Origin of the sequence: uncultured Azonexus sp. (assembly GCF_937982035.1) — a bacterium.
In the GTDB taxonomy this organism is placed as follows: domain Bacteria; phylum Pseudomonadota; class Gammaproteobacteria; order Burkholderiales; family Rhodocyclaceae; genus Azonexus.
The window spans coordinates 1-21,121 of the sequence record NZ_CALJNI010000009.1 but is presented as its reverse complement, the minus strand read 5'-3'; the positions used below and the strand labels follow the sequence as shown (position 1 = coordinate 21,121).

Annotated in this window: 23 protein-coding genes and 1 pseudogene; 3 read left to right on the top strand and 21 right to left on the bottom strand. The window is 64.4% G+C overall.

From position 1 onward, the window contains the following. Positions 1 to 3: 3 nt before the first annotated feature. From Q0799_RS07575 to Q0799_RS07545, 7 genes are all read right to left on the bottom strand, one after another. Positions 4 to 459 carry a nitrogen fixation protein NifZ gene (locus tag Q0799_RS07575; RefSeq protein WP_298396550.1) on the bottom strand — a complete coding sequence of 152 codons (456 nt, stop codon included), beginning with the start codon at positions 457 to 459 and terminating at the stop codon, positions 4 to 6. A 10-nt stretch (positions 460 to 469) separates the two neighbouring features. Next, the gene (locus Q0799_RS07570) at positions 470 to 811 is read right to left on the bottom strand and encodes a nitrogenase-stabilizing/protective protein NifW (protein WP_298396547.1); all 342 of its coding nucleotides are present in this window, start codon (positions 809 to 811) and stop codon (positions 470 to 472) included. A gap of 10 nt (positions 812 to 821) precedes the next feature. Further along, complete coding sequence (locus Q0799_RS07565) at positions 822 to 1,364, bottom strand: hypothetical protein (RefSeq protein ID WP_298396544.1); 543 nt, start codon at positions 1,362 to 1,364, stop codon at positions 822 to 824. Between the two features lies 1 nt (position 1,365). Beyond that, positions 1,366 to 2,100: a serine O-acetyltransferase gene (gene cysE, locus Q0799_RS07560; RefSeq protein WP_298396908.1), complete on the bottom strand. Its 735-nt coding sequence runs from the start codon at positions 2,098 to 2,100 to the stop codon at positions 1,366 to 1,368. A 40-nt stretch (positions 2,101 to 2,140) separates the two neighbouring features. Then, the gene (gene nifV / locus Q0799_RS07555; RefSeq protein WP_298396540.1) at positions 2,141 to 3,280 is read right to left on the bottom strand and encodes a homocitrate synthase; all 1,140 of its coding nucleotides are present in this window, start codon (positions 3,278 to 3,280) and stop codon (positions 2,141 to 2,143) included. Between the two features lie 139 nt (positions 3,281 to 3,419). Continuing rightward, complete coding sequence (locus Q0799_RS07550) at positions 3,420 to 4,013, bottom strand: HD family hydrolase (RefSeq protein WP_298396536.1); 594 nt, start codon at positions 4,011 to 4,013, stop codon at positions 3,420 to 3,422. Further along, complete coding sequence (locus Q0799_RS07545) at positions 4,010 to 4,483, bottom strand: VF530 family DNA-binding protein (RefSeq protein WP_298396533.1); 474 nt, start codon at positions 4,481 to 4,483, stop codon at positions 4,010 to 4,012. The genes Q0799_RS07550 and Q0799_RS07545 overlap by 4 nt, the downstream gene beginning before the upstream one ends. Positions 4,484 to 4,582: 99 nt before the next feature. On the opposite strand from Q0799_RS07545, the gene Q0799_RS07540 reads away from it, so the two are divergent. Both Q0799_RS07540 and Q0799_RS07535 read left to right on the top strand, forming a co-directional pair. After that, entirely contained in the window at positions 4,583 to 5,479 is an 897-nt protein-coding gene (locus Q0799_RS07540; RefSeq protein WP_298396530.1) for a ParB/RepB/Spo0J family partition protein, read from the top strand. Between the two features lie 144 nt (positions 5,480 to 5,623). Continuing rightward, a complete protein-coding gene (locus tag Q0799_RS07535) occupies positions 5,624 to 6,556 on the top strand; it encodes an MBL fold metallo-hydrolase (protein WP_298396527.1) in 933 nt (310 codons plus the stop codon). Between the two features lie 81 nt (positions 6,557 to 6,637). On the opposite strand, the gene Q0799_RS07530 is transcribed toward Q0799_RS07535, so the two are convergent. The 11 genes and pseudogenes from Q0799_RS07530 to nifH form a co-directional block, all read right to left on the bottom strand. Continuing rightward, positions 6,638 to 7,606, bottom strand: coding sequence for a hypothetical protein (locus Q0799_RS07530; protein WP_298396524.1), 969 nt, complete (start codon positions 7,604 to 7,606; stop codon positions 6,638 to 6,640). 2 nt (positions 7,607 to 7,608) lie between these two features. Beyond that, a complete protein-coding gene (locus Q0799_RS07525) occupies positions 7,609 to 8,370 on the bottom strand; it encodes a 4Fe4S-binding leucine-rich repeat protein (RefSeq protein WP_298396521.1) in 762 nt (253 codons plus the stop codon). 62 nt (positions 8,371 to 8,432) lie between these two features. Continuing rightward, positions 8,433 to 8,708 carry a ferredoxin III, nif-specific gene (gene fdxB / locus Q0799_RS07520; protein ID WP_298396518.1) on the bottom strand — a complete coding sequence of 92 codons (276 nt, stop codon included), beginning with the start codon at positions 8,706 to 8,708 and terminating at the stop codon, positions 8,433 to 8,435. Between the two features lie 63 nt (positions 8,709 to 8,771). Then, positions 8,772 to 8,852, bottom strand: a pseudogene (locus Q0799_RS15180) (hypothetical protein); the annotation flags it as partial. 64 nt (positions 8,853 to 8,916) lie between these two features. Next, complete coding sequence (locus Q0799_RS07515; RefSeq protein ID WP_298396515.1) at positions 8,917 to 9,180, bottom strand: DUF6129 family protein; 264 nt, start codon at positions 9,178 to 9,180, stop codon at positions 8,917 to 8,919. Between the two features lies 1 nt (position 9,181). Continuing rightward, a complete protein-coding gene (locus tag Q0799_RS07510; RefSeq protein ID WP_298396512.1) occupies positions 9,182 to 9,907 on the bottom strand; it encodes a dinitrogenase iron-molybdenum cofactor N-terminal domain-containing protein in 726 nt (241 codons plus the stop codon). Between the two features lie 64 nt (positions 9,908 to 9,971). Further along, entirely contained in the window at positions 9,972 to 10,163 is a 192-nt protein-coding gene (locus Q0799_RS07505; protein WP_298396509.1) for a 4Fe-4S binding protein, read from the bottom strand. A gap of 16 nt (positions 10,164 to 10,179) precedes the next feature. Further along, positions 10,180 to 10,407 (bottom strand): putative nitrogen fixation protein NifT, encoded by a 228-nt coding sequence (gene nifT / locus Q0799_RS07500; RefSeq protein ID WP_298396507.1) that lies wholly within the window; start codon positions 10,405 to 10,407, stop codon positions 10,180 to 10,182. A gap of 54 nt (positions 10,408 to 10,461) precedes the next feature. Beyond that, entirely contained in the window at positions 10,462 to 12,027 is a 1,566-nt protein-coding gene (nifK, locus tag Q0799_RS07495) for a nitrogenase molybdenum-iron protein subunit beta (RefSeq protein ID WP_298396504.1), read from the bottom strand. A gap of 65 nt (positions 12,028 to 12,092) precedes the next feature. Beyond that, complete coding sequence (gene nifD, locus Q0799_RS07490; protein WP_298396501.1) at positions 12,093 to 13,565, bottom strand: nitrogenase molybdenum-iron protein alpha chain; 1,473 nt, start codon at positions 13,563 to 13,565, stop codon at positions 12,093 to 12,095. Between the two features lie 104 nt (positions 13,566 to 13,669). Next, positions 13,670 to 14,551, bottom strand: a complete 882-nt coding sequence (gene nifH / locus Q0799_RS07485; protein ID WP_298396498.1) for a nitrogenase iron protein — start codon at positions 14,549 to 14,551, stop codon at positions 13,670 to 13,672. Between the two features lie 177 nt (positions 14,552 to 14,728). On the opposite strand from nifH, the gene Q0799_RS07480 reads away from it, so the two are divergent. Then, positions 14,729 to 15,559 (top strand): NAD(+)--dinitrogen-reductase ADP-D-ribosyltransferase, encoded by an 831-nt coding sequence (locus tag Q0799_RS07480; RefSeq protein ID WP_298396495.1) that lies wholly within the window; start codon positions 14,729 to 14,731, stop codon positions 15,557 to 15,559. A gap of 14 nt (positions 15,560 to 15,573) precedes the next feature. Here the strand turns inward: Q0799_RS07480 and Q0799_RS07475 are convergent, their stop codons facing one another. The 3 genes from Q0799_RS07475 to Q0799_RS07465 form a co-directional block, all read right to left on the bottom strand. Then, positions 15,574 to 19,845, bottom strand: a complete 4,272-nt coding sequence (locus Q0799_RS07475) for a PAS domain S-box protein (protein WP_298396492.1) — start codon at positions 19,843 to 19,845, stop codon at positions 15,574 to 15,576. Between the two features lie 5 nt (positions 19,846 to 19,850). Further along, entirely contained in the window at positions 19,851 to 20,492 is a 642-nt protein-coding gene (locus Q0799_RS07470) for a histidine phosphatase family protein (RefSeq protein ID WP_298396489.1), read from the bottom strand. Beyond that, positions 20,489 to 21,121, bottom strand: a 633-nt coding sequence (locus Q0799_RS07465; protein WP_298396486.1) for an HD-GYP domain-containing protein, incomplete at its 5' end; no start/stop codon positions are given. The genes Q0799_RS07465 and Q0799_RS07470, both read right to left, overlap by 4 nt.

The following is a 21,121-nucleotide window of genomic DNA, read 5'->3' as shown; positions in this document are numbered from 1 at the left end:
GCTTCATTCCGGGGTGAGGGATTCGAGCAGGCGTTCGGGGATCTGCAGGATGCGTCCGGGCAGGCTGTCAAAGTGGGTGTGATAGGCGACGCCGCCCGGGGCGTCGCGGATGACCTTGATGATTTCGCCGATGGCGCCTTCGGCAATCACGGCGTCACTGCCGACCGGCAGTTCGACAATAATCCGCACCTTCTCGCGGAACTCGAAGCGCGACGGGGTCCACGGCTCTTCGGCGCCGATCAGTTCTTCCTCGCGGCAACCGACGATCATGTCGATGTCGAGGAAATTGACCGAGTAGATGATCTGGTCCTGCAGGAAGGTGCCGACATCGACGACGTAGCCGATGCTGCCGCGCCGCACCAGCGGCGCCCCCGGATCGAGGCCGGGATAGGTGCCGTCGTTACGGACGTTGCGGATCAGGCGGACGCTGTCCTCGATCTGCCATTTGGGTCTGCTCATCGGGCTGGACTCAGTCGCGGAAAATCTTGTCGATGGAGACGAAGGAGCTGTAACCGCCCTCCGGCTTGGCCTGGTTCTGGAAGACCGCGAACACCTTTTCGGTGAGCGAGTCGGACTCGACGAAGTCCTGGTAGGCGCGCTCCAGCCACAGGCGGTAGATGGCGCGCTGCTGGCTTTCTTCCGGCGGCAGGTTGGGCGCCTGGCGGGCCAGGTAGTCGTGGAAGCGCTGCAGGATGTGCAGGCGATTCACATGGACCACCGAGGGTTCGTAGGGAACCTCGAAGTACTCCAGGAAATCTTCGGCGGAAACCAGTTCTTCCATGGCTTCGGCAAGGCTCAGTGTGTCTTCCATGATGGCCTCCTCAGGCTGCGGCAAGGGATAAATCGGAATCGGGCCGGGACGACGCCCCGGTACCCTGGAACTCATCGACAACTTCAAGCAGTTTTCCGGCGCCGAGCTGGTCGCGGCTGTCGAGCGCGACCAGCTTGATCAGGCGCTGGCGCGAGGCCTCGATCCGGCCCAGGCGCAGCAGCACGACCGCGCTGGCCTTCAGCGCCAGCAGGTAGAAACGCAGCAGGCCGAAGGAACTGGCGGCGGCGGAACCGAGATGGCTGTCGCCGATCTTCTGCCAGTCGTCGGGCAGGCCGAGATGGCGGGCCGACAGCTGCATGACCCGCTCGGCCACCTGTAGCGCGTCTTCCAGGCGGTGCTGGTAGAAGTAATAGCGGTACAGGCCGACCAGCACGGTCAGGTTGTCCGGCGCCAGCAGGTTGGCGCGCAGCAAGGACATTTCGGCGTCGGGGTCGCCGTATTCGGCCGCCGCCCGGGCGATCAGCGCTTCGGCCTCGGCCGGCAGCGGATCCTCGAAATAGAGCTTGCAGTCGGAGAAATCGAGCAGGTCCATGTCAGTGCGCCGCCTCGTGCATGGCTTCGCTCTCGCAGCACAGGTCGCCGGCCGAGCAGGTCTGGCATTCGCCGCCGTGATTCGGCGCCGGTTCCTGGCGCAGGGTGGCGAGTTCGTTTTCCAGGGTGTCGATGCGCTCGATCAGGCAGGCAATCGAGCGTGCCACCGGGTCGGGCAGGACGTTGTGGTCGAGGTTGATGCCCTTGCCGACCGGGCGGGCGATGCGCGTATCGACGATGCGGCCGGGAATGCCGACCACGGTACGGTCGGCCGGTACGTCCTTGACCACCACCGAGTTGGCGCCGACGCGGACGCGCTCGCCGATGCGGATCGGCCCGAGAATCTTGGCGCCGGCGCCGACGACCACGCCGTCGGCCAGCGTCGGATGGCGCTTGCCCTTGTTCCACGAGGTGCCGCCCAGGGTGACGCCGTGGTAGAGGGTGACGTCGTCGCCGATCTCCGCCGTCTCACCGATGACCACGCAGGCGCCGTGGTCGATGAAGAAGCGGCGGCCGATGGTGGCGCCGGGGTGGATGTCGACATTGGTCAGCAGGCGGCCGGCGAAGGACAGCAGGCGGGCGCTGTAGCGCCAGCCGCCGCGCCACAGCTTGTGGGCCAGGCGATGGGCGAGGATGGCATGGACGCCGGGGTAGGTGGTCAGCACTTCCAGCGTCGAGCGGGCGGCCGGGTCGCGTTCGAAGACGCATGCCAGGTCTTCCTTGAGGGTGGCCCACAGGCTCGGTACGGGAGGATTCGGTGCGGTCATGGTCATCGCTTCAGACATGGAGCGGACTCCTGGAAGAAGCCAGCAGGCCGAGCAGATCGGCGGCCTCTGGCGGGTGCTTGTGGGCGGCGACAAAATGGCGGACGCTGGCGAGCAGGGCTTGCGCCTCGTTCTCGCCGAGCTCGATGCCGAGTTCGCGATAGACGACCTGGACCGCGCGCGAGCCGGAATGCTTGCCGAGCACGATGCGGTGTGCCTGACCGACTTCGCGCGGGTCGAAGCCCTGGTAGTTGTCCGGATGCTTGAGCAGGCCATCGACATGGATGCCGGCCTCGTGGGTGAAGGCGCCGGCGCCGACGACGCTCTTCTGCCAGGGCACGGCGCGGCCGGAAGCGCTGGCGACGGCAGCCGACAGCGCCGGGAAGGCGCGCAGTTCGACGCCGGTGTCGATGCCGTGCAGCTTCTTCAGCCCGAGCACGACTTCTTCCAGCGGCGCATTGCCGGCGCGTTCGCCGAGGCCGTTGACCGTGGTATTGACGTGCGTCGCTCCGGCCTTGCAGGCCGCCAGGGTGTTGGCCGTGGCCAGGCCCAGGTCGTCGTGGGCGTGCATCTCGATCTCCAGCCCGGTACGGGCGCGCAAGGTCGAAATGCGCTCAAAGGTGGTGAAGGGTTCGAGGATGCCCAGCGTGTCGGCAAAGCGCAGGCGGCGGGCGCCAGCGCGTTCGGCGGTGGCGGCCAGCGCGCACAGGAAATCCAGATCGGCGCGCGAGGCATCCTCGCAACCGACACCGACTTCCAGCCCGAGATCGAGCGCCATACCGATGTAGCGCGGCAGCTCGCGCAGCAGCCAGCCGCGCTCCTGCTTCAGTTTGTAAGCCAGGTGCTGGTCGGACGCCGGCACCGAAATGTCGATCAGGTGCGCGCCCAGATTGGCGCTGGCGGCGATGTCGGCCGCGTGCATGCGGCTCCACACCATCAGCCGGGCATTCAGGCCGAGCCCGGCAACCGCCCGGACCGACTCGCGCTCCTCGGCGCCCATGGCCGGAATGCCGACCTCCAGCTCGGGCACGCCGATGGCGTCGAGGCGGCGGGCGATGTCCAGCTTTTCCGCCAGGGAAAAGGCAACACCGGCCGACTGCTCACCGTCGCGCAGGGTGGTGTCGTTGATGGTGACGAAGCTGGACTGGCTCATGGGAATCTCCTTGCAATGTGTCTAGCAAGGGGGGTGCCAGTTTTTAACTAACTGAATTTTAACGACTAATTTATTGCGGTTTGGTTCTGGTGCCTCGCTTGTCGCAAAGCCGACAAAACGCCTGGCCGCTCTGGCGGGATCAGTCCTGTGACGGCCGGGTACGGTAGTGGGCTTCGGCCATGCCGGCCGCCGCTTCCCATAGCGCCGGTGCGCCCGCTTCGATCGGTGGGCGGCAGCGGGCGGTGATCTGATCGAGCGTGACCGCGCATTCCACCCAGGTGCCGCCGTCGGTGGCGGCGTTGTGCAGCATCGGCTGGAAACGGTCCAGCGCTTTGGCGAATCGGGCGTCGTCGCTCTCTGCCGCCTCGAATTCCAGCCACAGTTCGTGGAACTCGGCCGCCTGCGCTTCCGGCAGCAGGCCGAAGATGCGTTCGGCGGCCAGGCGTTCGCGTTCAGCCTGCCCGGCGTGCGTCGCCGGGACGTGGAAGGGTACGTCGCCAGCGTCGATCTCGACGATGTCGTGAATCAGCAGCATCTTGACGACGCGCAGCACATCGACTGAGCCGGCGGCGTGTTCGGCCAGCACCAGCGCGTACAGCGCCAGATGCCAGGAATGCTCGGCACTGTTTTCACGGCGCGAGCGGTCGATCAGCGGCGACAGGCGAACGACATTCTTGAGCCGGTCGATTTCCTTGAGGAAATCCAGTTGCCGTTGCAGATCGGCGGGGGTCACGACTTTCTCCACTTCGCCCAGGGATCGGCATTGTCCGGCGCAGCAGCACGATTCGCCGGCTGCCGCTCCGGACCTTTGCGCTGGCCGGCATCGCGGTCGTGGGCGGCGGCTTTCCGCGCGCGTTTTTCACGCAGGCGCTCGGCATCCTCCAGGCTCAATTCGGCCGGCTCGCCCGGCTGCTGATCGCGGGGAATGATGCGGTCCCGGGGCGGCAGCTCGAACTGCTCGGCCGACGCGCGCGGCAGGCTCTTGAACTGGTACAGGTAAAAAGCCTCGACCTTCTCCCGCGCCCAGTCCGTCTTCTTGAGGAACTTCACGCTGGATTCGATGCTGGGATTGTTGTTGAAGCAATTGATGTTCAGGTAGGCGTAGAGGATGTCGAAGCCGTAGTGATCGACGATCTCCGTCAGCAGTTGCTTCAGGCTGAGGCCATGCAGCGGGTTGTTCTGGTAATCGATATCGGTATTCATGGCGCAGGATTGCAGAGGTTGGGATTCAAGGCGGTTGTAAAAAGGCGTGAAAACGACGAACATGCCGCCCCCCTGTTATACCCGAATTTTCTCCCCGCCATGGCTTTCAAGAACAGTCCCTTCCGCTTCCAGATGGTCGATGTGTCCCTGCTCGATCCCGATCCCGAACATGTCCGCCAAAGCATCAACGAGGAGGCGCTCAAGGGGCTGACCAACGCGGTGCGCAAGCTGGGCATCATCCAGCCCATCATCGTCCGCCCGGCGGCTGATGACCGCTACTCGGTCATTGCCGGCGAGCGCCGGCGCCAGGCGGCGATTCAGGCGGGCGAAACACAGGTGCCGGTCATCGTCCGCGACTGTACCGATGAGGACGCGCTGGAAGTGCGGGTTTTCGAAAACATCGGCCTGGGCGTCCGCTCGGCGCTCGAACCGCGCGACATGGCCACGGCCATTCAGGCCATCGCCCAACGTTTCGCATCACCCGAAGAAGCCGCCCAATACTTCGGCCGCGCCCCGACCTGGCTGGCCCAGGCCACCGCCGCCGCCAACCTGTCGGAAAAAGTCACCGCCTTGCTGGATGCCGGGAAGATTTCCAGCACCGGCGCCGCCGTGCAACTGGAAAAACTGGCCAGGAAGAACGAAGCCAAGGCGGAATCGCTGATCGAGCAGATCGAGCAGTTGCCGGACGGCGAAAAGATGTCGAAGAAGGACATGGACGAAGTCCTCGCCCCCGCCCGCAGCGAACCCGCCGAAGCGGCGCCATCACCCGCTGCGCCGACACCGTCAGCCAGCCAACCCGAGCCGGCAACTGCCGCGACCGATACGCCGCCCTGGGAAGCACCGACCGAGGCCCCTCAACCTACGCCCACGCCCCGCACCAAGGTCAATCCCGGCAAGGTGAAGCTGGTGGCTGAACTCCTCTGCTTGAGCGAGGAAGATGAAGAAACGATCCTGGCGCGGCTGATTGACGAGTTCTTGTCGCTGAGGGGCGGCTGAATTCGGCGATAGCTGAAAAACGCGGGGTAGCTGTCTGAACTGCTCATGAGCTGAGCGCCAAGCTAACGGCGCTACTGGTCTTTCCTGTCACGAAAATCAGTAATCGGTTATAAACTGATCGCCCTGACGGAGGAGGAAGACACAATGAAAAGAATTCTGCTGGCGCTGACTGGCGCCATGATGCTGTTTGCCCAGACAGTTCGCGCCGAGGCGGTGCTGACGGTCGATCAGCTTGGCAACGGGGTGTTTGCGCTGATCGGCCAGACCGCGGGTCGCTTGTATGGGAATTTTGGCTTGAACGCCAATTACGGGGTGATCGATACGCCGGAAGGGGCCATCCTGATCGATTCGGGGGCGTCCAGCGTTGCTGCCAGGTTGCTCGATGGCGAAGCCCGCAGGCTGACCGGCAAGCCGGTCAAATGGGTGATCAACACCGGTGTTCAGGATCATCGCTGGCTGGGCAACGCCTATTTTGCCGCGCAGGGTGCGCAGATCATCGCGCTGCAGCGCACGGCGACGGATCAGACGCGTCTTGGCCAGGGGCAGATCGAGTCGCTGGCGCGCGAGCTGAAGGAGCAGATGGATGGCACGCTACCGGCGCCGGCTGCCCAGCCGCTGACGGGCGACATGCAGACGCTGACCCTCGGTGGTCGTACGCTGGTGTTGCGTCACTTCGGGCATGCACACTTTGCCGGCGATACCGTGGTCTGGCTGCCGCAGGAGAAAATCCTGTTTTCTGGCGACCTGATTTACGTCGACCGTTTGCTCGGTATCCTGCCCGAGAGCAATGCCGAAACCTGGCTGGCGGCGTATCGGCAGGCGATTGCCTTGCAGCCGGCGCGCATCGTGCCCGGTCACGGCCGCGTCTGCGATGTCGCCCAGGCCCAGCGCGAAACGGCTGACTATCTGGCTTTCGTCGTCGGCGGCGTGAAGAAATTCGCCGAGGACATGGCGGGGGTGGATGCCGCTGTCGCCGCCTTGAACGATGCGCCCGCGTTCAGGCATCTGCGTAATTTCGATGATTTGCACCGGGGCAATGTCAATCGCGCTTATTTGCGCTTCGAGTCGACGCAGTAGTTCCGCCCGCCCGGTCTGCGGTGCCTCGGGCGCCGCTTTGCTGCCATGGCCAAGTTCGTGCGTCTGGGCTTCGCAAGCCGCTCAAACCGCGTACGGCCGGTGCAGCCAGTTGCGGATGATGTCCACGTCGCGTTGTGGCAGGTAGGCGAAGCCGGTCAGGGCGTCTTCGACGGTGCTCTGGGCGACCCAGTGCGGGACGGCCTTGGTGGTGAGCATGTGGAAGTACCAGGCCATCGGGTAGCCGACGGCGCGGTCGAAACGTTGCAGGGCTTCCTGGAGGCCTAGACCACTGGTGCCGGGGACGGCTGCGAAATCCGGCGGGTCGCCGGGCAGGGTGGCGATTGGCTGGGCGCGGAAGATCGGCTGGTGATAGCGGTCGAGGTGTTCGCGGGTGGCGATGACCCAGTGGTTGGCATAGTCGCTGTTGGCGCCAGCGCTACTCTTCGACCAGTCGTCGAGCATGCGGTGGATGGGCGCCGCTTCCTGCTTTTGCGTCTGCATGCGTTTGAGGAAGGCGCCGATGTGCTGGATGCGGCGCAGCGTGTAATAGGGCAGGCCGAGCGGCAGCGGGTTGAGGTTGCCGCCACGCGGGTCGACCAGTTCTTCCAGCGTCGTCGGTTCGTTGCTGAACAGGCGATGCGCGCGCATTTCCTGCAGGTCTTCGATTTCCAGTTGCAGGAAATTGTCGGCCTCGTCGCCGACGTTGGCGGTCAGGTAATGGGTCTGACCGACCAGGCGCGTGGCGTACAGGGTCCGCCCTTCGTTTTCCTCGATCAGTTGCTGGATGTCGCCGTCGCAGGCATCGAGCGCGTCTTCGACCCATTGTTCGAGATTGTCGGTGATCCGCTGGCCGTGTTCATCGACGATGCCGCCCAGGCGATACCAGCCGCCGCGCGCCAGGGCATGGCGGAACTGCCAGTCCGGCAGCGCTTCGTGCAGGGCTCGGGCCAGGCTGGCGCCGCCGGCGCTGACCGGCGTACGGGCGCAGGTTTCGACAATCGCGGGCGACAGGGATTTGCAGTATTCGGTCCAGGCCTGGTTGCTTTTCATGATCACTTTCCGGCGGTAGGGGTGGCTGGGGTTTCGGCGAGTCGGCCGGCGACGGCTTCCCGGACTTCGAGTTCCGGGTCGTCGAGCAGCGGCGGCAGCAGTTCCGGCGGGGCGTTGCCGACGGCGGCCAGGCGGACCCACCACTCGCTGTCGGCGAGCAGGCGGGCGGACAGTTCGGGCAGGGCGCGTTCGGCGACGATGGCGCGGACTTCGGGTTCGGCGTCGTCGGCCAGCAGGTGCAGGGCAAAAGCCGGCAGCCGGCTGGCGACGACCTTGCGCACTTCGCGCTCCGGGTCGCGGACCATCTGGGCGAGCTGGCCGTGCGGCAGACGCCGGGCGACGGTGGCGCGGACCAGGTAATCGCTGTCGTCGATCAGTTGCTGCAGTTCAGTTTCCGGCAGGCGGGCGGCGACGCTCAGGCGGACCTCACGGTCCGGGTCGCGGGTCATCGCGTGCAGCTGGCTGTCCGGCAGGCGGCCGGCGACGACGCGACGGACGACTTCGTCGCTGTCGCTGCGCAGCCGGAAGATCCGGTCAATCGGGGCGTAGCGGGCGGCAATGGCGCGCCGCTCCCAGAAGATGTCGTCGAGGTAGTTCTCGGCTTCGCCGGGGTTGCGACGAAAAAAGCGGTCGATCTGGCGGCCGCTGTGGGCGCGCACGCAAGCATCCCCGGGTTGGCAGCGATCCGCTTCGGGAAAGGCTGGAGACAGGGGGCAATGCGCGCAAAGCCCGCCTGTCGGACGTTCTGTCGTTTGCTGGACCATGCCCGGGCGAATGACGCTTGATGGCTGTCCTTGCCGTTGGCGGCGCCAACGGCAAGGCGCGATCACACCGCCAGCGGTGCGTAGGTGAAACAGCTCTTGGGGCAGACGCGACCGCAGGCGCTGCAGCCGATGCAGTCGTCGAGATCCTTCAGCGTCATCTTGGCGGCGGCGCTTTCGTCCTCGTCCTCGTCCTCGTCGGAGTCGATCAGATTCAGCACGTCACGCGGGCAGACCTTGTAGCAGCGGCCGCAGCCGATGCACTTGTCTTCGGCCAGTGCGACGACGAACTCGGGAACCCAGGTGGCGCCGCCACGGGTCAGCGCAGTGTATTCAGCCATGACTATTTCCTTTCTTGACAAGTTCCGGGCCAGTGGCTGCCGACCGCGGTTTGTTCGGTGTGTATATGTCCAGGTCTGCGCCGGCACCTTCCGGTAATTTGCAGTCCTGGGGCACGCATTCCAGTTCAGCAAATTTGGTGCCACTGTCTAAGTTGTTGTTTTGTAAAGGTGTTGTCGCATTGTTGTGGGAAATGCGACAGCCGTTTTCTCACATCTCGTCGCTGTCCCGACTGGCCACGATGACGCCGTTGGCCACGCCCAGGTCGCTGGTCGCTTCCAGGCAATGACCGCTGACGCCGGTGATCAGGTAGATCAGCGCTTCCGGGGTTTCGGCGACCGGCTTCAACCGCGGCGAGATGTCGTCTTCGCTGCATTCGGTGAAGATCAGTTCGGGAAAGCCGGCCCTCAGGGCCGTGACGTCTTGCTTGCGGGTGACGGCGGCGACGACTTCGTTGAGGCGTTCGGGGGTCATCTCAGGCTTCCTCTTCGTCCAGGGCTTCGGCGTAGCGTTCGAGCGAGCCGGCGCTGACGCCCATGATGCGGGCCAGCCAGGGCGGCGGGTTGTCGAGGACCGCTTGCAGTTCGCTGAGGATTTCGCGGGCCGGGCCACCCTTGGGCTTTTTCAGCGGATGCACGCCGGCCCGCACGACCTTGGCCGCGGCCGGGCCGCCAATCGATTGCAGGAAGAGGATCTGGCAGTCGTTGATGACGGCGGCGCGGGCGGCGTTGCGGTCTTCGGCGGCATCGGCGTCCAGACCGGAGCGCACGTCGATGAGGCGGATTTCGCTGGGCGAGAGCTGGTAGATCAGGAAGTTTTCGCAGGATCCGAAGTGGCCGTCGAGGTTCTCGCCGCGGTTGGAGGCGACGGCGACGCGGATCGAGCCGGGCATGTCGCCATCCTGGTAGGCGGCGGGGACCGGCTTGTCGGTGGCGCCGATGTCTTCGCCCCAGAGGATGCGGACGGCCTGCTTGAGCGCTTCCGGGGCGACGCCGACAGTGCAGTTTTCGTCGGCGTGGTCGCCGGCGAGGATTTCACGCAGCTCCTCGACGGTGAGGCCGGCGAGCTTGCTCTCGGTGATCGGCAGTTCGAGCTTGTCGGAGAGGGCATTGACCAGGGCGCGCACATCGAGCCCTTCCAGGGTTCGGGCGGCCAAGGCAATGCGCAGTGCGGCTTCGCGGGAGGCGACGGGTTGGCTCATGGGAATCTCCTGGGATGAAGGCGGTTAATGGAGCACCCATTGCCGGATGCTCGGTTAGCCGTACTCAGGCCGGCGAGATGCAGCCCGAGGGGCAGACGTTCACGCACATCGGCGTGTCGTTTTCACCCTCGCACTCGGTGCAGGTGGCGGCGTCGATGGTGTAGAACACCTTGCCCTTCTTGATCGCCTTGGTCGGGCAGATCGGACGGCAATCGTCGCAGGCGGTGCACATGTCGGGATCGATATACATTGCCATGATGCTTCTCCTAAACTCAGTCTTCCGCCGCGCCCAGCCGCTTGGCCCGGACCGAAATGGGCAGGCGGGCAGGTTTGGCGATCGGGTCAACGTAGTAGCTGCCACCGTTCTCCAGCATCAGCACGCCACCCCACTTGTCAGCGGTGTCGAACTCGATGGACTCGATGGCAGCTTCCAGGTCGCGCTTGGGCAGGTAGAAAACCAGCCCGCCTGCCGCATTCTGGCGAATCATGATGTTGGCCATTGCTTACTCCGGTGGCGAGCCGGGCGGCGGGGCCGCCCGGCTCTTGGCTGCGACTTAGCGGACCAGGTCGTGGTTGTAGTCGGTGACGCCCATTTCGCGGGTTTCGTCGTCGAGACGTTCGAGAACCGCGTTGGTCAGGGTGGTCAGGACGTACATCGCGCCTTCGTAGCCCAGCGTCGTCATCCGGTGCAGGTGGTGGCGGTCGAAGATCGGGAAGCCGATGCGGATGACCGGAACTTCGAACTCCTTGCCCTTATGCACGGTGTCGCGCTGGATGAACTTGGCGTAGCTGTTACCGATCAGGAAGTCCGGCTTGTCGGTGAAGCACAGGCTGCGCAGGTGCCACAGGTCGGCGCCCGGGTAGGCCTTGCCATGGACGCCGTAGGGCGAGCTGGCGAGCAGCTTTTCCATGGCCTTCGCCCACTTCTTGCCGCCGTTGTGGCAGACGATGTGGGTCGGCTCGATACCGAATTCCAGCATCATCTTGACCATGCCCATCAGGAAGTCCGGATCGCCGTAGATGGCCATCTTCTTGCCGTGCAGCCAGGCGTGCGAGTCGGTCATCATGTCGATCAGGCGGCCGCGCTCGAGCTTGATCGAGGCCGGGATTTCCTTGCCGGTGGCTTCCGAGACCTTCATCAGGAAATCGTCGGTCCATTCCACACCCATCGGGATGTTGGTCTTCGGGATTTCGTGATTCCAGGTGTTCTCGACGAACTTCTTCGTCTTCTCGCAGGTCATCGGCTGGATCAGGAAGGTGTTGATGGCGTTCGGCGCATCCTTGACCTCGTCCATCGTCGTGCCGCCGGCGTACATGCGGAATTCGCCGTCAGCTGGGGTGTCGAGCACTTCTTCCGGATCGCAGAGCATGGTGTAATCGACGCCCATTTCCTTCATGTAGCGCTTGATCACACGGTAGTTGCCCAGGTAGGTCTCGAAGCCCGGCACGATGTTGATCTTGCCGTTCGAGCCGATGACCTTGCCTTCCATGGTGTTCAGCGTGAAGTAGCGCAGGATGCCTTCTTCCATGTTGTCCCAGCCGGTGACATGGCTGCCGACGAACGACGGGGTGTGGGCGAACGGCACCGGGAAGTCCTTGTCCAGATGACCTTCGTTCTTGGCGTTGTTGATGAACGCGTTCAAGTCGTCGCCGATGACCTCGGCGATACAGGTGGTGGACATGGCGATCATTTCCGCGTCGTAGAGCTTGGTCGCGTTGGCCAGGCCTTCATGGACGTTCTTCTGGCCACCGAACACGGCTGCATCTTCGGTCATCGAGTCGGCGATGAAGGCGATCGGTTCCTTGAAGTGGCGGTTGAAGTAGGTACGGAAGTAAGCCACGCAGCCTTGCGAGCCGTGGATGTACACCAGGGACTTCTTGAAGCCCAGACCGCACAGGGCGGAACCGAGCGGCTGGCAGGCCTTGGCCGGGTTGACCGTCAGCGCTTCGCGCTTGAAGTTGAGTTCCTGGTATTCCTTGGTGGTGGTCCATTCGAAGGTTTCGCGGACCTTGTCCGGCGCGTGGCCTTCTTCGAAGACCTTCTTGCCCTTCAGCGTTTCCTTGTAGTCGTCATCGCGGAACAGCGGGAAACACGGCTTGATTTTCTCTACGGTTTGCATCTTGATCTCCTTCGCCCGCACCACCAATCCGTGGATGCGGGCGTAAGTTTAGGATTGCCGCCTGATCAGGCAGCCTTCTGTTCAGCTTCGACGGGGGCCTTGTCCCACGGGGCCTTCATCATGTTCCAGCAGGGATTGTTCAGCGTCAGGTCCATGTCCTTGGCGAAGATGGCGAAGCCATCGCAGCCGTGGTACGGACCCGAGTAATCCCAGGAGTGGAGCTGGCGGAACGGAATGCCCATCTTGTGGAAGACGTACTTTTCCTTGATCCCGGAGCCGATCAGGTCGGGCTTGCAGGCCTTCACGAACTCTTCGAACTCGTAGCCGGTGACGTCGTCGTAGATCAGGGTGGCATCGCCCATTTCCTTGATCGTGCGATCGTAGTCATCGTTGTGGGCGAATTCGTAGCCGGTGCCGACCACTTCCATGCCCAGATCCTCGTAGGCGCCGACCACGTGACGCGGACGCAGGCCGCCGACGTAGAGCATGACCTTCTTGCCTTCGAGGCGCGGCTTGTACTTGGCGATCACGGCATCCATCATCGGCGTGTACTTCTCGATGACGCGCTCGGCGCCTTCCTTGATCTTGTCGTCGAAGAAGGAAGCGATCTTGCGCAGCGATTCCTTGATCTTGGTCGGGCCGAAGAAGTTGTATTCCATCCAGGGAATCCCGTACTTCTCTTCCATGTGCCGGCTGATGTAGTTCATCGAGCGGTAGCAGTGGAGCAGGTTCAGCTTGACCTTGGGGGTGTTTTCCATTTCCGCCAGGGTGCCGTCGCCGGACCACTGGGCAACCACGCGCAGGCCCATTTCTTCGAGCAGGATGCGCGAAGCCCAGGCGTCGCCGCCGATGTTGTAGTCGCCGAGGATGGCCACATCGTACGGGGTGGTTTCGAAAGCCTGACCGTCGCGGTTGGAGAGGATCCAGTCGCGGACGGAGTCGTTGGCGATGTGGTGGCCGAGCGACTGCGAAACACCGCGGAAGCCTTCGCAGCGGACCGGGATGACCGGCTTGCCGATCTGGGCAGCAGCTTTCTTGGAAACGGCTTCGATGTCGTCGCCGATCAGGCCGATCGGGCATTCCGACTGAACCGAAATCCCCTTGTTCAGCGGGAACAGGATTTCGATTTCCTCGATCAGCTTGGCCAGCTTCTTGTCACCGCCGAAGACGATGTCGCGTTCCTGGAAGTCCGAGGTGATGTTCAGTTCGCAGAAGGCATCGACGCCGGTGGTGCCGACGTAGTAGTTGCGGCGACCGGCGCGGGCGTACTGGCCGCAGCCGACGGGGCCGTGCGAGATCGAGATGATGTCCTTGATCGGACCCCAGACCACGCCCTTGGAACCGGCGTAGGCACAACCGCGCATGGTCATGACGCCCGGCAGGGACTTGCGGTTGGAGGTGATGCACTTCTTCGACGTTTCCAACGACGTGTCGTTGATCATCAAGTGCTTGGCCCGGTCCTTCTTGGCCTTCTCGGGGTAAATCTCCAGCACCTCGGCAATGAGGGCGGCCGATTCTTCGCGGGTAAGCGCTGCCATGTGAAACTCCTTTCGTTGCGCCGGCATCTATCTGTGCACGACGCCACAGTTGGTTTTGAAAACTCTGTGGGACGCCACCGGAGTGGCGGTCCCGATGGCGACTATCAGGCGGCCAGTTCGGCAGCGGTCTTGCCGACGATGGATTCGTCTTCAGCTTCCAGGATGCCGAATTCCATCAGCAGCTCTTCCAGCTCTTCCATTTCGACCGGGGTCGGAATGACGAAGTTGGTGTTGTTGACGATCTTGTTGGCCAGGGCGCGGTACTCGTCGGACTGCTTGTGGGTCGGATCGTATTCAACGCAGGTCATGCGGCGGATTTCGGCGTGCTGCACGACGTTGTGACGCGGCACGAAGTGGATCATGGTGGTGCCGAGGCGCGAGGCCAGGGCCATGATCAGTTCGTCTTCGCGGTCGGTGTTGCGCGAGTTGCAGATCAGGCCGGCCAGACGCACGCCACCGGAGTTGGCGTACTTGACGATGCCCTTGGCGATGTTGTTGGCGGCGTACATGGCCATCATTTCGCCGGAGCAGACGATGTAGATTTCCTGGGCCTTGTTTTCGCGGATCGGCATGGCGAAGCCACCGCAGACCACGTCACCGAGCACGTCGTAGAAGACGAAGTCGAGGTCTTCGTCATAGGCGCCTTCTTCTTCCAGGAAGTTGATGGCGGTGATGACGCCGCGGCCGGCACAGCCGACGCCGGGTTCCGGGCCACCGGATTCGACGCACTTGACGCCGCCGAAACCGACGGAAAGGACGTCTTCGAGTTCGAGGTCTTCGACCGAGCCGGCTTCGGCAGCCAGGTGCATGACCGTGGTCTGGGCCTTGCTGTGCAGGATCAGGCGGGTCGAGTCAGCCTTCGGGTCGCAGCCGACGATCATGACCTTCTTGCCGGACTCGGCGAGTGCCGCCACCAGATTCTGGGTGGTGGTCGACTTGCCGATGCCGCCCTTGCCATAAATGGCGCATTGACGCAGTTTTGCCATGGTGTAATCTCCTTGTTTCTGTCAGTCGATTTGAAAAGGAATTGGTGAGTGTCGCGACTGACCTTCTGCACGTTGCGTGCCAGCTCGACTGACAGATTCCAAGTTGTTGTTTATTAAATGAAAACAGACAAACCTGCGGATGGGGGCAGGGCGGGGCTTTGCGACAAAGACCCTGGCTTGTGTAGGGGTGACGACAAAGCGACACTGCCGCGCGAGGCGCGCCTGCCGATCAACCGCTGCAACCTGCCGGCGGTCGTGCTCGGTAGCCTGACCTATCAGCGCCATCCCTCGCCGCTGCTGCTCGACGGCGTTGCCGAACTGCACCGCGACCTGTTCCGCCGCCTGGGCGGAGCCGGTGACGATCCGGCGGTGCGCGGAGAAGTCTTCCGCGATTACCTGACCGTGCATTTCCAGCTCGAATGGCCGGAGGAAATGGGTTTCACCGGCAACCACAAGTCACGCGCCCGCGCCAATTACGCGCGCATGATCCGCGGCTGGAGCTTCGATGCCGACAGCCGCGAGGGCGCGGTGCTCAAGGGCTGGGTCGAATCCCGCTTCGGCCTGTTGCCGCGCTGGCATGGCCAGCCGCTGCGCGACACCAACGACGACGCCTGGCTGCATTACATGGAAATGCGCTCACAGGGGCTGTACGGGACCAGCGCGCTGGAGTCGCAGTTCGACCTGGTCTATACCTATTGCCAGCATGAACTCGCCCGTCGCCATCCTGGGGCCAGGCATGTGACGCTGTATCGCGGCGTCAACCGGGTGGCCGATCATGAAATCCTGGACAGTCGGGACGGCGGACGCCATACCATCCTGCTCAACAACCTCAATTCCTTCACCTGCAGCCGCGACCGGGCCTGCGAGTTCGGCGATTACATCCTGACGGTGGACATGCCGCTGACCAAGATATTCTTCCACTGCGGGCTGCTACCCGGCGTGCTGCAGGGCGAGGACGAATTCCTGGCCATCGGCGGTGTCGTCGATGTCACCTTGTCGACAATCTGAAGCGTGGGGCGGGCTCAGCCCTGGCCGCGCAGGCCGGGGTCGGCGGCGACGATGGCGTCGAGCGTGGTCAGTGCCTCGGCGTAGGCGAAATTCTCGATTTCGTTGCCCAGGCGGGTGGCCGAGCGGCCGGCGGCGAGCACCAGGCGGGGCTGCAGCCGGTGGAAGTGATCCTGGGCATTGATGTCGTCACTGGCCAGCAATTCGCGTAGTTCTGCCAGTTCGCCGGCCAGGCGAGCGTAATCGACGGTCGGCGCGGGAATGTCGGCAACGGCTCGTTCATGGGCTTCGCGCAGGGCGGCGAAGGCATCGCAGAATTCGGTCAGCAAGGCGGTCAGCGCCGCCGTCGGCAGGGCGGCCGAGGCTTCCGGCGTCATGTCGCTGCCGATGCCCTGTTCGATCTCGCCGGCTCTGGCGGAAATCTGCAGCAGACCGAGGGTGGCCGCCGAGCCCTTGAGCGAGTGGGCGCGTCGCCGGGCGGTCGGCGTGTCGCCGTCGGCGAGCAGTTGTTCGATGCGGTGGCCGTCGTCGCGGTGCGTGCCGCAGAACTGGTCGAGCAGGCGCCACAGGCGTTCGCTCTGGCCGAGCGTCGAGCGCAGGCCGAGCTTGCAGTCGAGTCCGGGCAGGCTGCTCAGACCCTGGCAGACTTCGTCGCCGGCGGCCGGCGCGGGCAGGCCGGATGAGCGGCCGGCGTCGCCGCCTTTCAGCCAGCGCAACAGCGCGGTGTACAGGACGGCCGGCTCGACCGGTTTGGCAATGTGTTCGTTCATGCCGGCGGTGCGGGTGGTTTCGCGGTCCTCGTCAAAGGCGTTGGCGGTCATCGCCAGGATCGGGATGTTTTCGCGGCCGGGAAGCTGGCGGATGCGGCGGGCGGCTTCGAGACCGTCCATGTTCGGCATCTGGACGTCGAGCAGGATCAGGTCGTAGGCCGTCTTGCCGACCATGTCCACGGCCTGGCAGCCGTCGTCGGCGACATCGACGCGCAGATTGACCTGGCGCAGCATGTCGAGTGCGACTTCCTGGTTGAGCAGGTTGTCCTCGGCGAGCAGCACATGGTAGCCCTCGAGCTGGCTGCGCAGCAGGGTCATGTCTTCGCTGCTGTCGTCGACGCGCTGGCGGTGATGTTTCCGATCCAGGCGGTCTTCCAGGCGTTCGAGGGCAACCAGCAGGCTCGACGGGGTCAGCGGCTTCGGAATGAAACCGGCAAAACCCAGGCTGCTCATGTCGTCGCGCGGCGCACCCAGGGTGCCGCTGACGAGGAAGGTTTTCGGCGCCTGGGCCAGTTGCGCGGCCTGGATGCGCCGGCCGATCTCGATGCCGTCGAGGCCCGGCATCTGCCAGTCGAGCAGCAGCAGGCCGTAGGGGGCGCCTTCGGCTTCGGCCGCCTGCAGGCGGGCCAGGGTGTCGTCGCCGCTGGCCAGACAGTCGGGGCGGGCGCCCAGTTCACTGAGCACCGCGGCCATCGAGATGCGCGCGTCCTCGATGTCATCGACCACCAGTGCGCGCGTGCCGGGCGGCAGGATATCGGCGTTGCTGCGGTGATTGAAGCCGGCCACCTTGCCGAACGGCAGTTCGATCCAGAAGGTGCTGCCCTGGCCGGGCGTGCTGTTGACACCCAGCTTGCCGCCCATCAGGTCGACCAGCCGGCGGGTGATCGCCAGCCCCAGGCCGGTGCCGCCGTAGCGCCGGGTGGTCGAGGCGTCGGCCTGTTCGAAGGCGCGGAACAGGCGCGATAGCTGCTCCTCGTTCATGCCGATCCCGCTGTCCTGGACTTCGAGGCGGATCAGCAGGTCTTCCGGGGTTTCGTCGAGGATGCTGCCGCGCACGACGATGCTGCCGCGCTCGGTGAACTTGACGGCATTACTCAGGAAATTGATCAGGATCTGGCCGAGCCGCAGACCGTCGCCATGCAGGGCGGGCGGCAGCGAGGAAATGTCGGCGACCAGTTCGAGGCCCTTGGCCTGGACCTTTTCGCTGACCAGCGTGCACACGTCGCCGATGACGCGGTCGACGTCGAAATCGGTGGGTTCGAGCGACATCTTGCCGGCCTCGATCTTCGAGAAGTCGAGAATGTCGTTGATGATGCCGAGCAGGTGGGTGGCGGCCCCGGCGACCTTGTCGAGCTGCTGGGCCTGGCGCGGATCGCCGATTTCGCGGCGAAGCATGTGGGTGAGGCCGATGATGGCGTTCATCGGGGTGCGGATCTCGTGGCTCATGTTGGCCAGGAAGGCGCTCTTGGAACGGCTGGCTGCCTGCGCGGCGTCGCGCGCTTCGGCCAGTTCGACGGTGCGGGCGGTGACCAGTTCCTCGAGGTGATTGCGGTAGCGTTCGAGGTCTTCTTCCGACTGCTTGCGTTCGGTGATGTCGCTCCAGACGATGGCGGCCTGCGGCGTGTCGTCGAGATGGATGGCCTTGACCGACAGCGAGAAGATGCGGCTTGAACCGTCCTTGCAGCGATAACGCCGCTCGAAAGAAGCGCTGCCGTCACGCAGGACGCGGTGGATGTCGTCATCCACCTCGGCGTGTTTGCCGGCATCGGTCTGGATTGCGTACAGGTCGAGGTCGGCGAACTCTTCGCGGCTGTAGCCGAGATGCTGACAGGCGGCATCGTTGAATTCGACGAAGCCCATGCGTTTCACGTCGATCAGCAGGATGCCGTGCTCGGCCTGGCCGACGATGGTCGAGAACAGCTCCTCGCGGCGGCGCAGCGCTTCGGTCGCCACCTTGATCGAGGTGATGTCCTGGACCATGCCGCTGGCCCGGCGTGCCCTGCCGTTGTCGTCGAACTCGATCTCGGCGCGCTGGCGGACCCACTTGTTGCGGTCGCCAGCGGTGATCCGGTGCTCGACGTCGAAAATGCCGTGGTGCACGGCCTGCTGCCAGTTCTCACGGACCCGTTCGCGGTCGGCGGCGTCGATGGCGGCGAAGAAGTCCTGCGGGGCGATGCCGCCCTGTAGCGGCAGTCCCATGATGCTGGCCGCTTCGGCCGAGCCGCTCAGGCGATTGTCGGAAAAGTCGAAGCTCCAGCTGCCGATCCGGGCAATCGCCTGGGTGCGGGCCAGGGCCTTCTGGCTGGCGAAAACCTCTTCCTCGGCCAGGTGTTCGGCGGTGATGTCGCGGCCGACGCCGAGGATGCCGAAGAGGGCGCCGTTTTCGTCGCGAATCGCGACCTTGTGGATGGTCTGCAGTTCGCGGTGACCGTCGTGGAATTGCCGCCATTCCTGATGGGCAACCGGATAGCCGGCGTCGATGGCGATCCGGTCGAGCTTGCGGTAGCGCTGAGCGTCTTCCTCGGGAAACAGTTCGAGGTCGGTCTTGCCGACGATTTCGGCCTCGCTGCGTCCGGCGAAGCGCTCGAAACGCGGGTTGCAGCGCTGGTAGCGGCCGTCGGCGTCCTTGAACCAGATCAGGTCGGGCATGCTGTGCAGCAACAACGTCAGTTGCTGGCGCTCCTGGCGCAGGCCGGCCTCGGCCTGCGCCCGGCCGCGCAGGCTGTCACCGAAGGCCATCACGGCCTGGGACAAATCCTTGAGGAAGAAGCCCTTGACCTGGCGCAGTTGACCGACATCGCCGGCTTCCAGCGTGCCGCCCTCGCCCAGGCGCTTGAGGGCGGTAGCGACAATCGCCATGTAGCGGGCGGTGGCCCAGACGACGGCCAGCCAGAAGAGGACCATCAGCAAGAACAGCAGCCAGGAAGTGCTGGCTGCGCGCGCCATGCTCTCCTGACGCTGCTGCTGCGCCACGGCCATGCGTTCCAGTGAGGCCTGGCTCAGGTTGGCGGCCAGTTCGTGCATCTGGGTCGCGAATTTCATGTAGAAGACGTAGGCGTTTTCCACATGCGTGCCGGCCACGCTCGGGTCGATGCTGACGATGTCGGTGGTCGAGATGGCCTGTGCCCGGTAATCGAGAAAGGCGCCGTGGGCACGCTGAAACGCCTCGTCCAGTTCCATGTGGGGGTTGTCGCTATGCAGCTTGGCCAGTCGTCTTTCGAGCGTGGCCAGGGCATCGACGACTTCGGTATGGACCTCGTAGGCCCTGGCTTCGTCGGCCTTGCCGGCGCGTGCTTCGCCCAGCAGGCCGATGAGCAGGCCCTGGATTTTCTGCATGTCGAGCGCCAGCCGGCCGGCGTCGGCCTGGACGCGCAGGTCGCCGGCGTGAGCGTCGGCCTGGCGGCGGTTGTCGTCTTCGTACTGCGTCAGCGTCTGCCAGCCGAACAGGAATGCTGTGGCAATGCCGACCACCACGGGCATGAAGAACAGCAGCAGGAATTGCAGGCGACGCAGCAGCATCGGGGTCAGCGCAGCAGTTGCGGCCACAACCCGGGGGGAATGCTGGCGACGTACTCGTAACCGGCGTCGCCGCGCTGGGCGAAGATCACGACCGTGCCTTCCGGCTTGACGAAGAATCCGATCAGGTCGGCGAGGTTGGGGGCGTGGGCGACCAGTACCCGGTTGCTGCCGGCGGCCACCGGGTCGCGCAGGATGCGGGCGAGCGCGGCCAGGCGCGGCTTCTTCTCTTCGCTGGTCATGTTGGCCGAATACATCAGCGGTTCGCTGACCGCAAAGCGCTCGCCGAACATCAGGGTGGCCGATTCGCGGGTGCGGCACATCGGGCTGACCAGGATCTCGCTGACCGGAATCCTTGCCTCGCGCAACTGCCTGCCGATTTCACGCATCAGTCTGCGGCCGTCATCGTTGAGGATGCGTTGCGTCTCGCAGTCGTTGAGATCGACGTTGGGGAAGCGGTCGGCCCGGCTGTTGTCGGTATTGCCATGGCGGATGTAAAGCACATGGCCGCCGGCACGCAACTGGTCGAGGGTGGCGCGGGTGGCCATGACTTCGCTGAACGCCTTCTTGCCGTTGCCGGGGGCAGACTGGGCGAAGGCAATGGCGGGCAGGCAGGCCAGTACGGCCAGCAGCAGGCGGCGTGCGTTCATGAATCTTCCTTTCCGGCGTCCTCGGGATGGTCGGCGTAGCGGTCGGCGATGCTGGTGAAGTCTTCGATGCGCTGCAGGAAGCAGTCGACGATGCGCGGGTCGAAATGCTTGCCCCGGCCGTCGACGATGATGCGGATGGATTCCTCGAGCGGGAAGGCGACCTTGTAGTGGCGCTTGGAAATCAGCGCGTCGAACACATCGGCCAGCGCCATCAGGCGCGCCGACAGGGGAATCTCGTCGCCCTTGAGGCCGAGCGGGTAGCCGCTGCCGTCCCACCACTCATGGTGTTCGGTCGCCGCGAGCACCCAGTGTCCAAGCCAGGGCTCGAGCGGGAGGAGGAGTCTGGCCGCTTGGGCGGGATGGGTGCGGATGATTGCCCACTCCGCTTCCGTGGGTGTGCCCGGCTTGTTCAGGATCTCGACGGGAACGTTGAGCTTGCCGATGTCGTGCAACAGCATTCCCCATCGGAGATGTTCCAGTTCGTCGCCCGACAGTCTCATCTCCTGAGCGATCACATCCGCGTAGGCGCGGACACGTTCGGTATGCCCGCGTGTCATCCGGTCGTGTCTGCTGAGCGCAGCGACGAGTTGCACCGCCTGCTCGGAGGCGGTCTGCAGGTCGTTGGACAG

What these genes read in the sequence shown, in the direction of transcription:
- Q0799_RS07575 (WP_298396550.1), bottom strand. Translation starts at nt 459, where the DNA reads ATGAGCAGACCCAAATGGCAGATCGAGGACAGCGTCCGCCTGATCCGC.
- Q0799_RS07570 (WP_298396547.1), bottom strand. Translation starts at nt 811, where the DNA reads ATGGAAGACACACTGAGCCTTGCCGAAGCCATGGAAGAACTGGTTTCC.
- Q0799_RS07565 (WP_298396544.1), bottom strand. Translation starts at nt 1,364, where the DNA reads ATGGACCTGCTCGATTTCTCCGACTGCAAGCTCTATTTCGAGGATCCG.
- nifV (WP_298396540.1), bottom strand. Translation starts at nt 3,280, where the DNA reads ATGAGCCAGTCCAGCTTCGTCACCATCAACGACACCACCCTGCGCGAC.
- Q0799_RS07545 (WP_298396533.1), bottom strand. Translation starts at nt 4,483, where the DNA reads ATGAATACCGATATCGATTACCAGAACAACCCGCTGCATGGCCTCAGC.
- Q0799_RS07540 (WP_298396530.1), top strand. Translation starts at nt 4,583, where the DNA reads ATGGCTTTCAAGAACAGTCCCTTCCGCTTCCAGATGGTCGATGTGTCC.
- Q0799_RS07535 (WP_298396527.1), top strand. Translation starts at nt 5,624, where the DNA reads ATGAAAAGAATTCTGCTGGCGCTGACTGGCGCCATGATGCTGTTTGCC.
- Q0799_RS07530 (WP_298396524.1), bottom strand. Translation starts at nt 7,606, where the DNA reads ATGAAAAGCAACCAGGCCTGGACCGAATACTGCAAATCCCTGTCGCCC.
- Q0799_RS07525 (WP_298396521.1), bottom strand. Translation starts at nt 8,370, where the DNA reads ATGGTCCAGCAAACGACAGAACGTCCGACAGGCGGGCTTTGCGCGCAT.
- fdxB (WP_298396518.1), bottom strand. Translation starts at nt 8,708, where the DNA reads ATGGCTGAATACACTGCGCTGACCCGTGGCGGCGCCACCTGGGTTCCC.
- Q0799_RS07515 (WP_298396515.1), bottom strand. Translation starts at nt 9,180, where the DNA reads ATGACCCCCGAACGCCTCAACGAAGTCGTCGCCGCCGTCACCCGCAAG.
- Q0799_RS07510 (WP_298396512.1), bottom strand. Translation starts at nt 9,907, where the DNA reads ATGAGCCAACCCGTCGCCTCCCGCGAAGCCGCACTGCGCATTGCCTTG.
- Q0799_RS07505 (WP_298396509.1), bottom strand. Translation starts at nt 10,163, where the DNA reads ATGGCAATGTATATCGATCCCGACATGTGCACCGCCTGCGACGATTGC.
- nifT (WP_298396507.1), bottom strand. Translation starts at nt 10,407, where the DNA reads ATGGCCAACATCATGATTCGCCAGAATGCGGCAGGCGGGCTGGTTTTC.
- nifK (WP_298396504.1), bottom strand. Translation starts at nt 12,027, where the DNA reads ATGCAAACCGTAGAGAAAATCAAGCCGTGTTTCCCGCTGTTCCGCGAT.
- nifD (WP_298396501.1), bottom strand. Translation starts at nt 13,565, where the DNA reads ATGGCAGCGCTTACCCGCGAAGAATCGGCCGCCCTCATTGCCGAGGTG.
- nifH (WP_298396498.1), bottom strand. Translation starts at nt 14,551, where the DNA reads ATGGCAAAACTGCGTCAATGCGCCATTTATGGCAAGGGCGGCATCGGC.
- Q0799_RS07475 (WP_298396492.1), bottom strand. Translation starts at nt 19,845, where the DNA reads ATGCTGCTGCGTCGCCTGCAATTCCTGCTGCTGTTCTTCATGCCCGTG.
- Q0799_RS07470 (WP_298396489.1), bottom strand. Translation starts at nt 20,492, where the DNA reads ATGAACGCACGCCGCCTGCTGCTGGCCGTACTGGCCTGCCTGCCCGCC.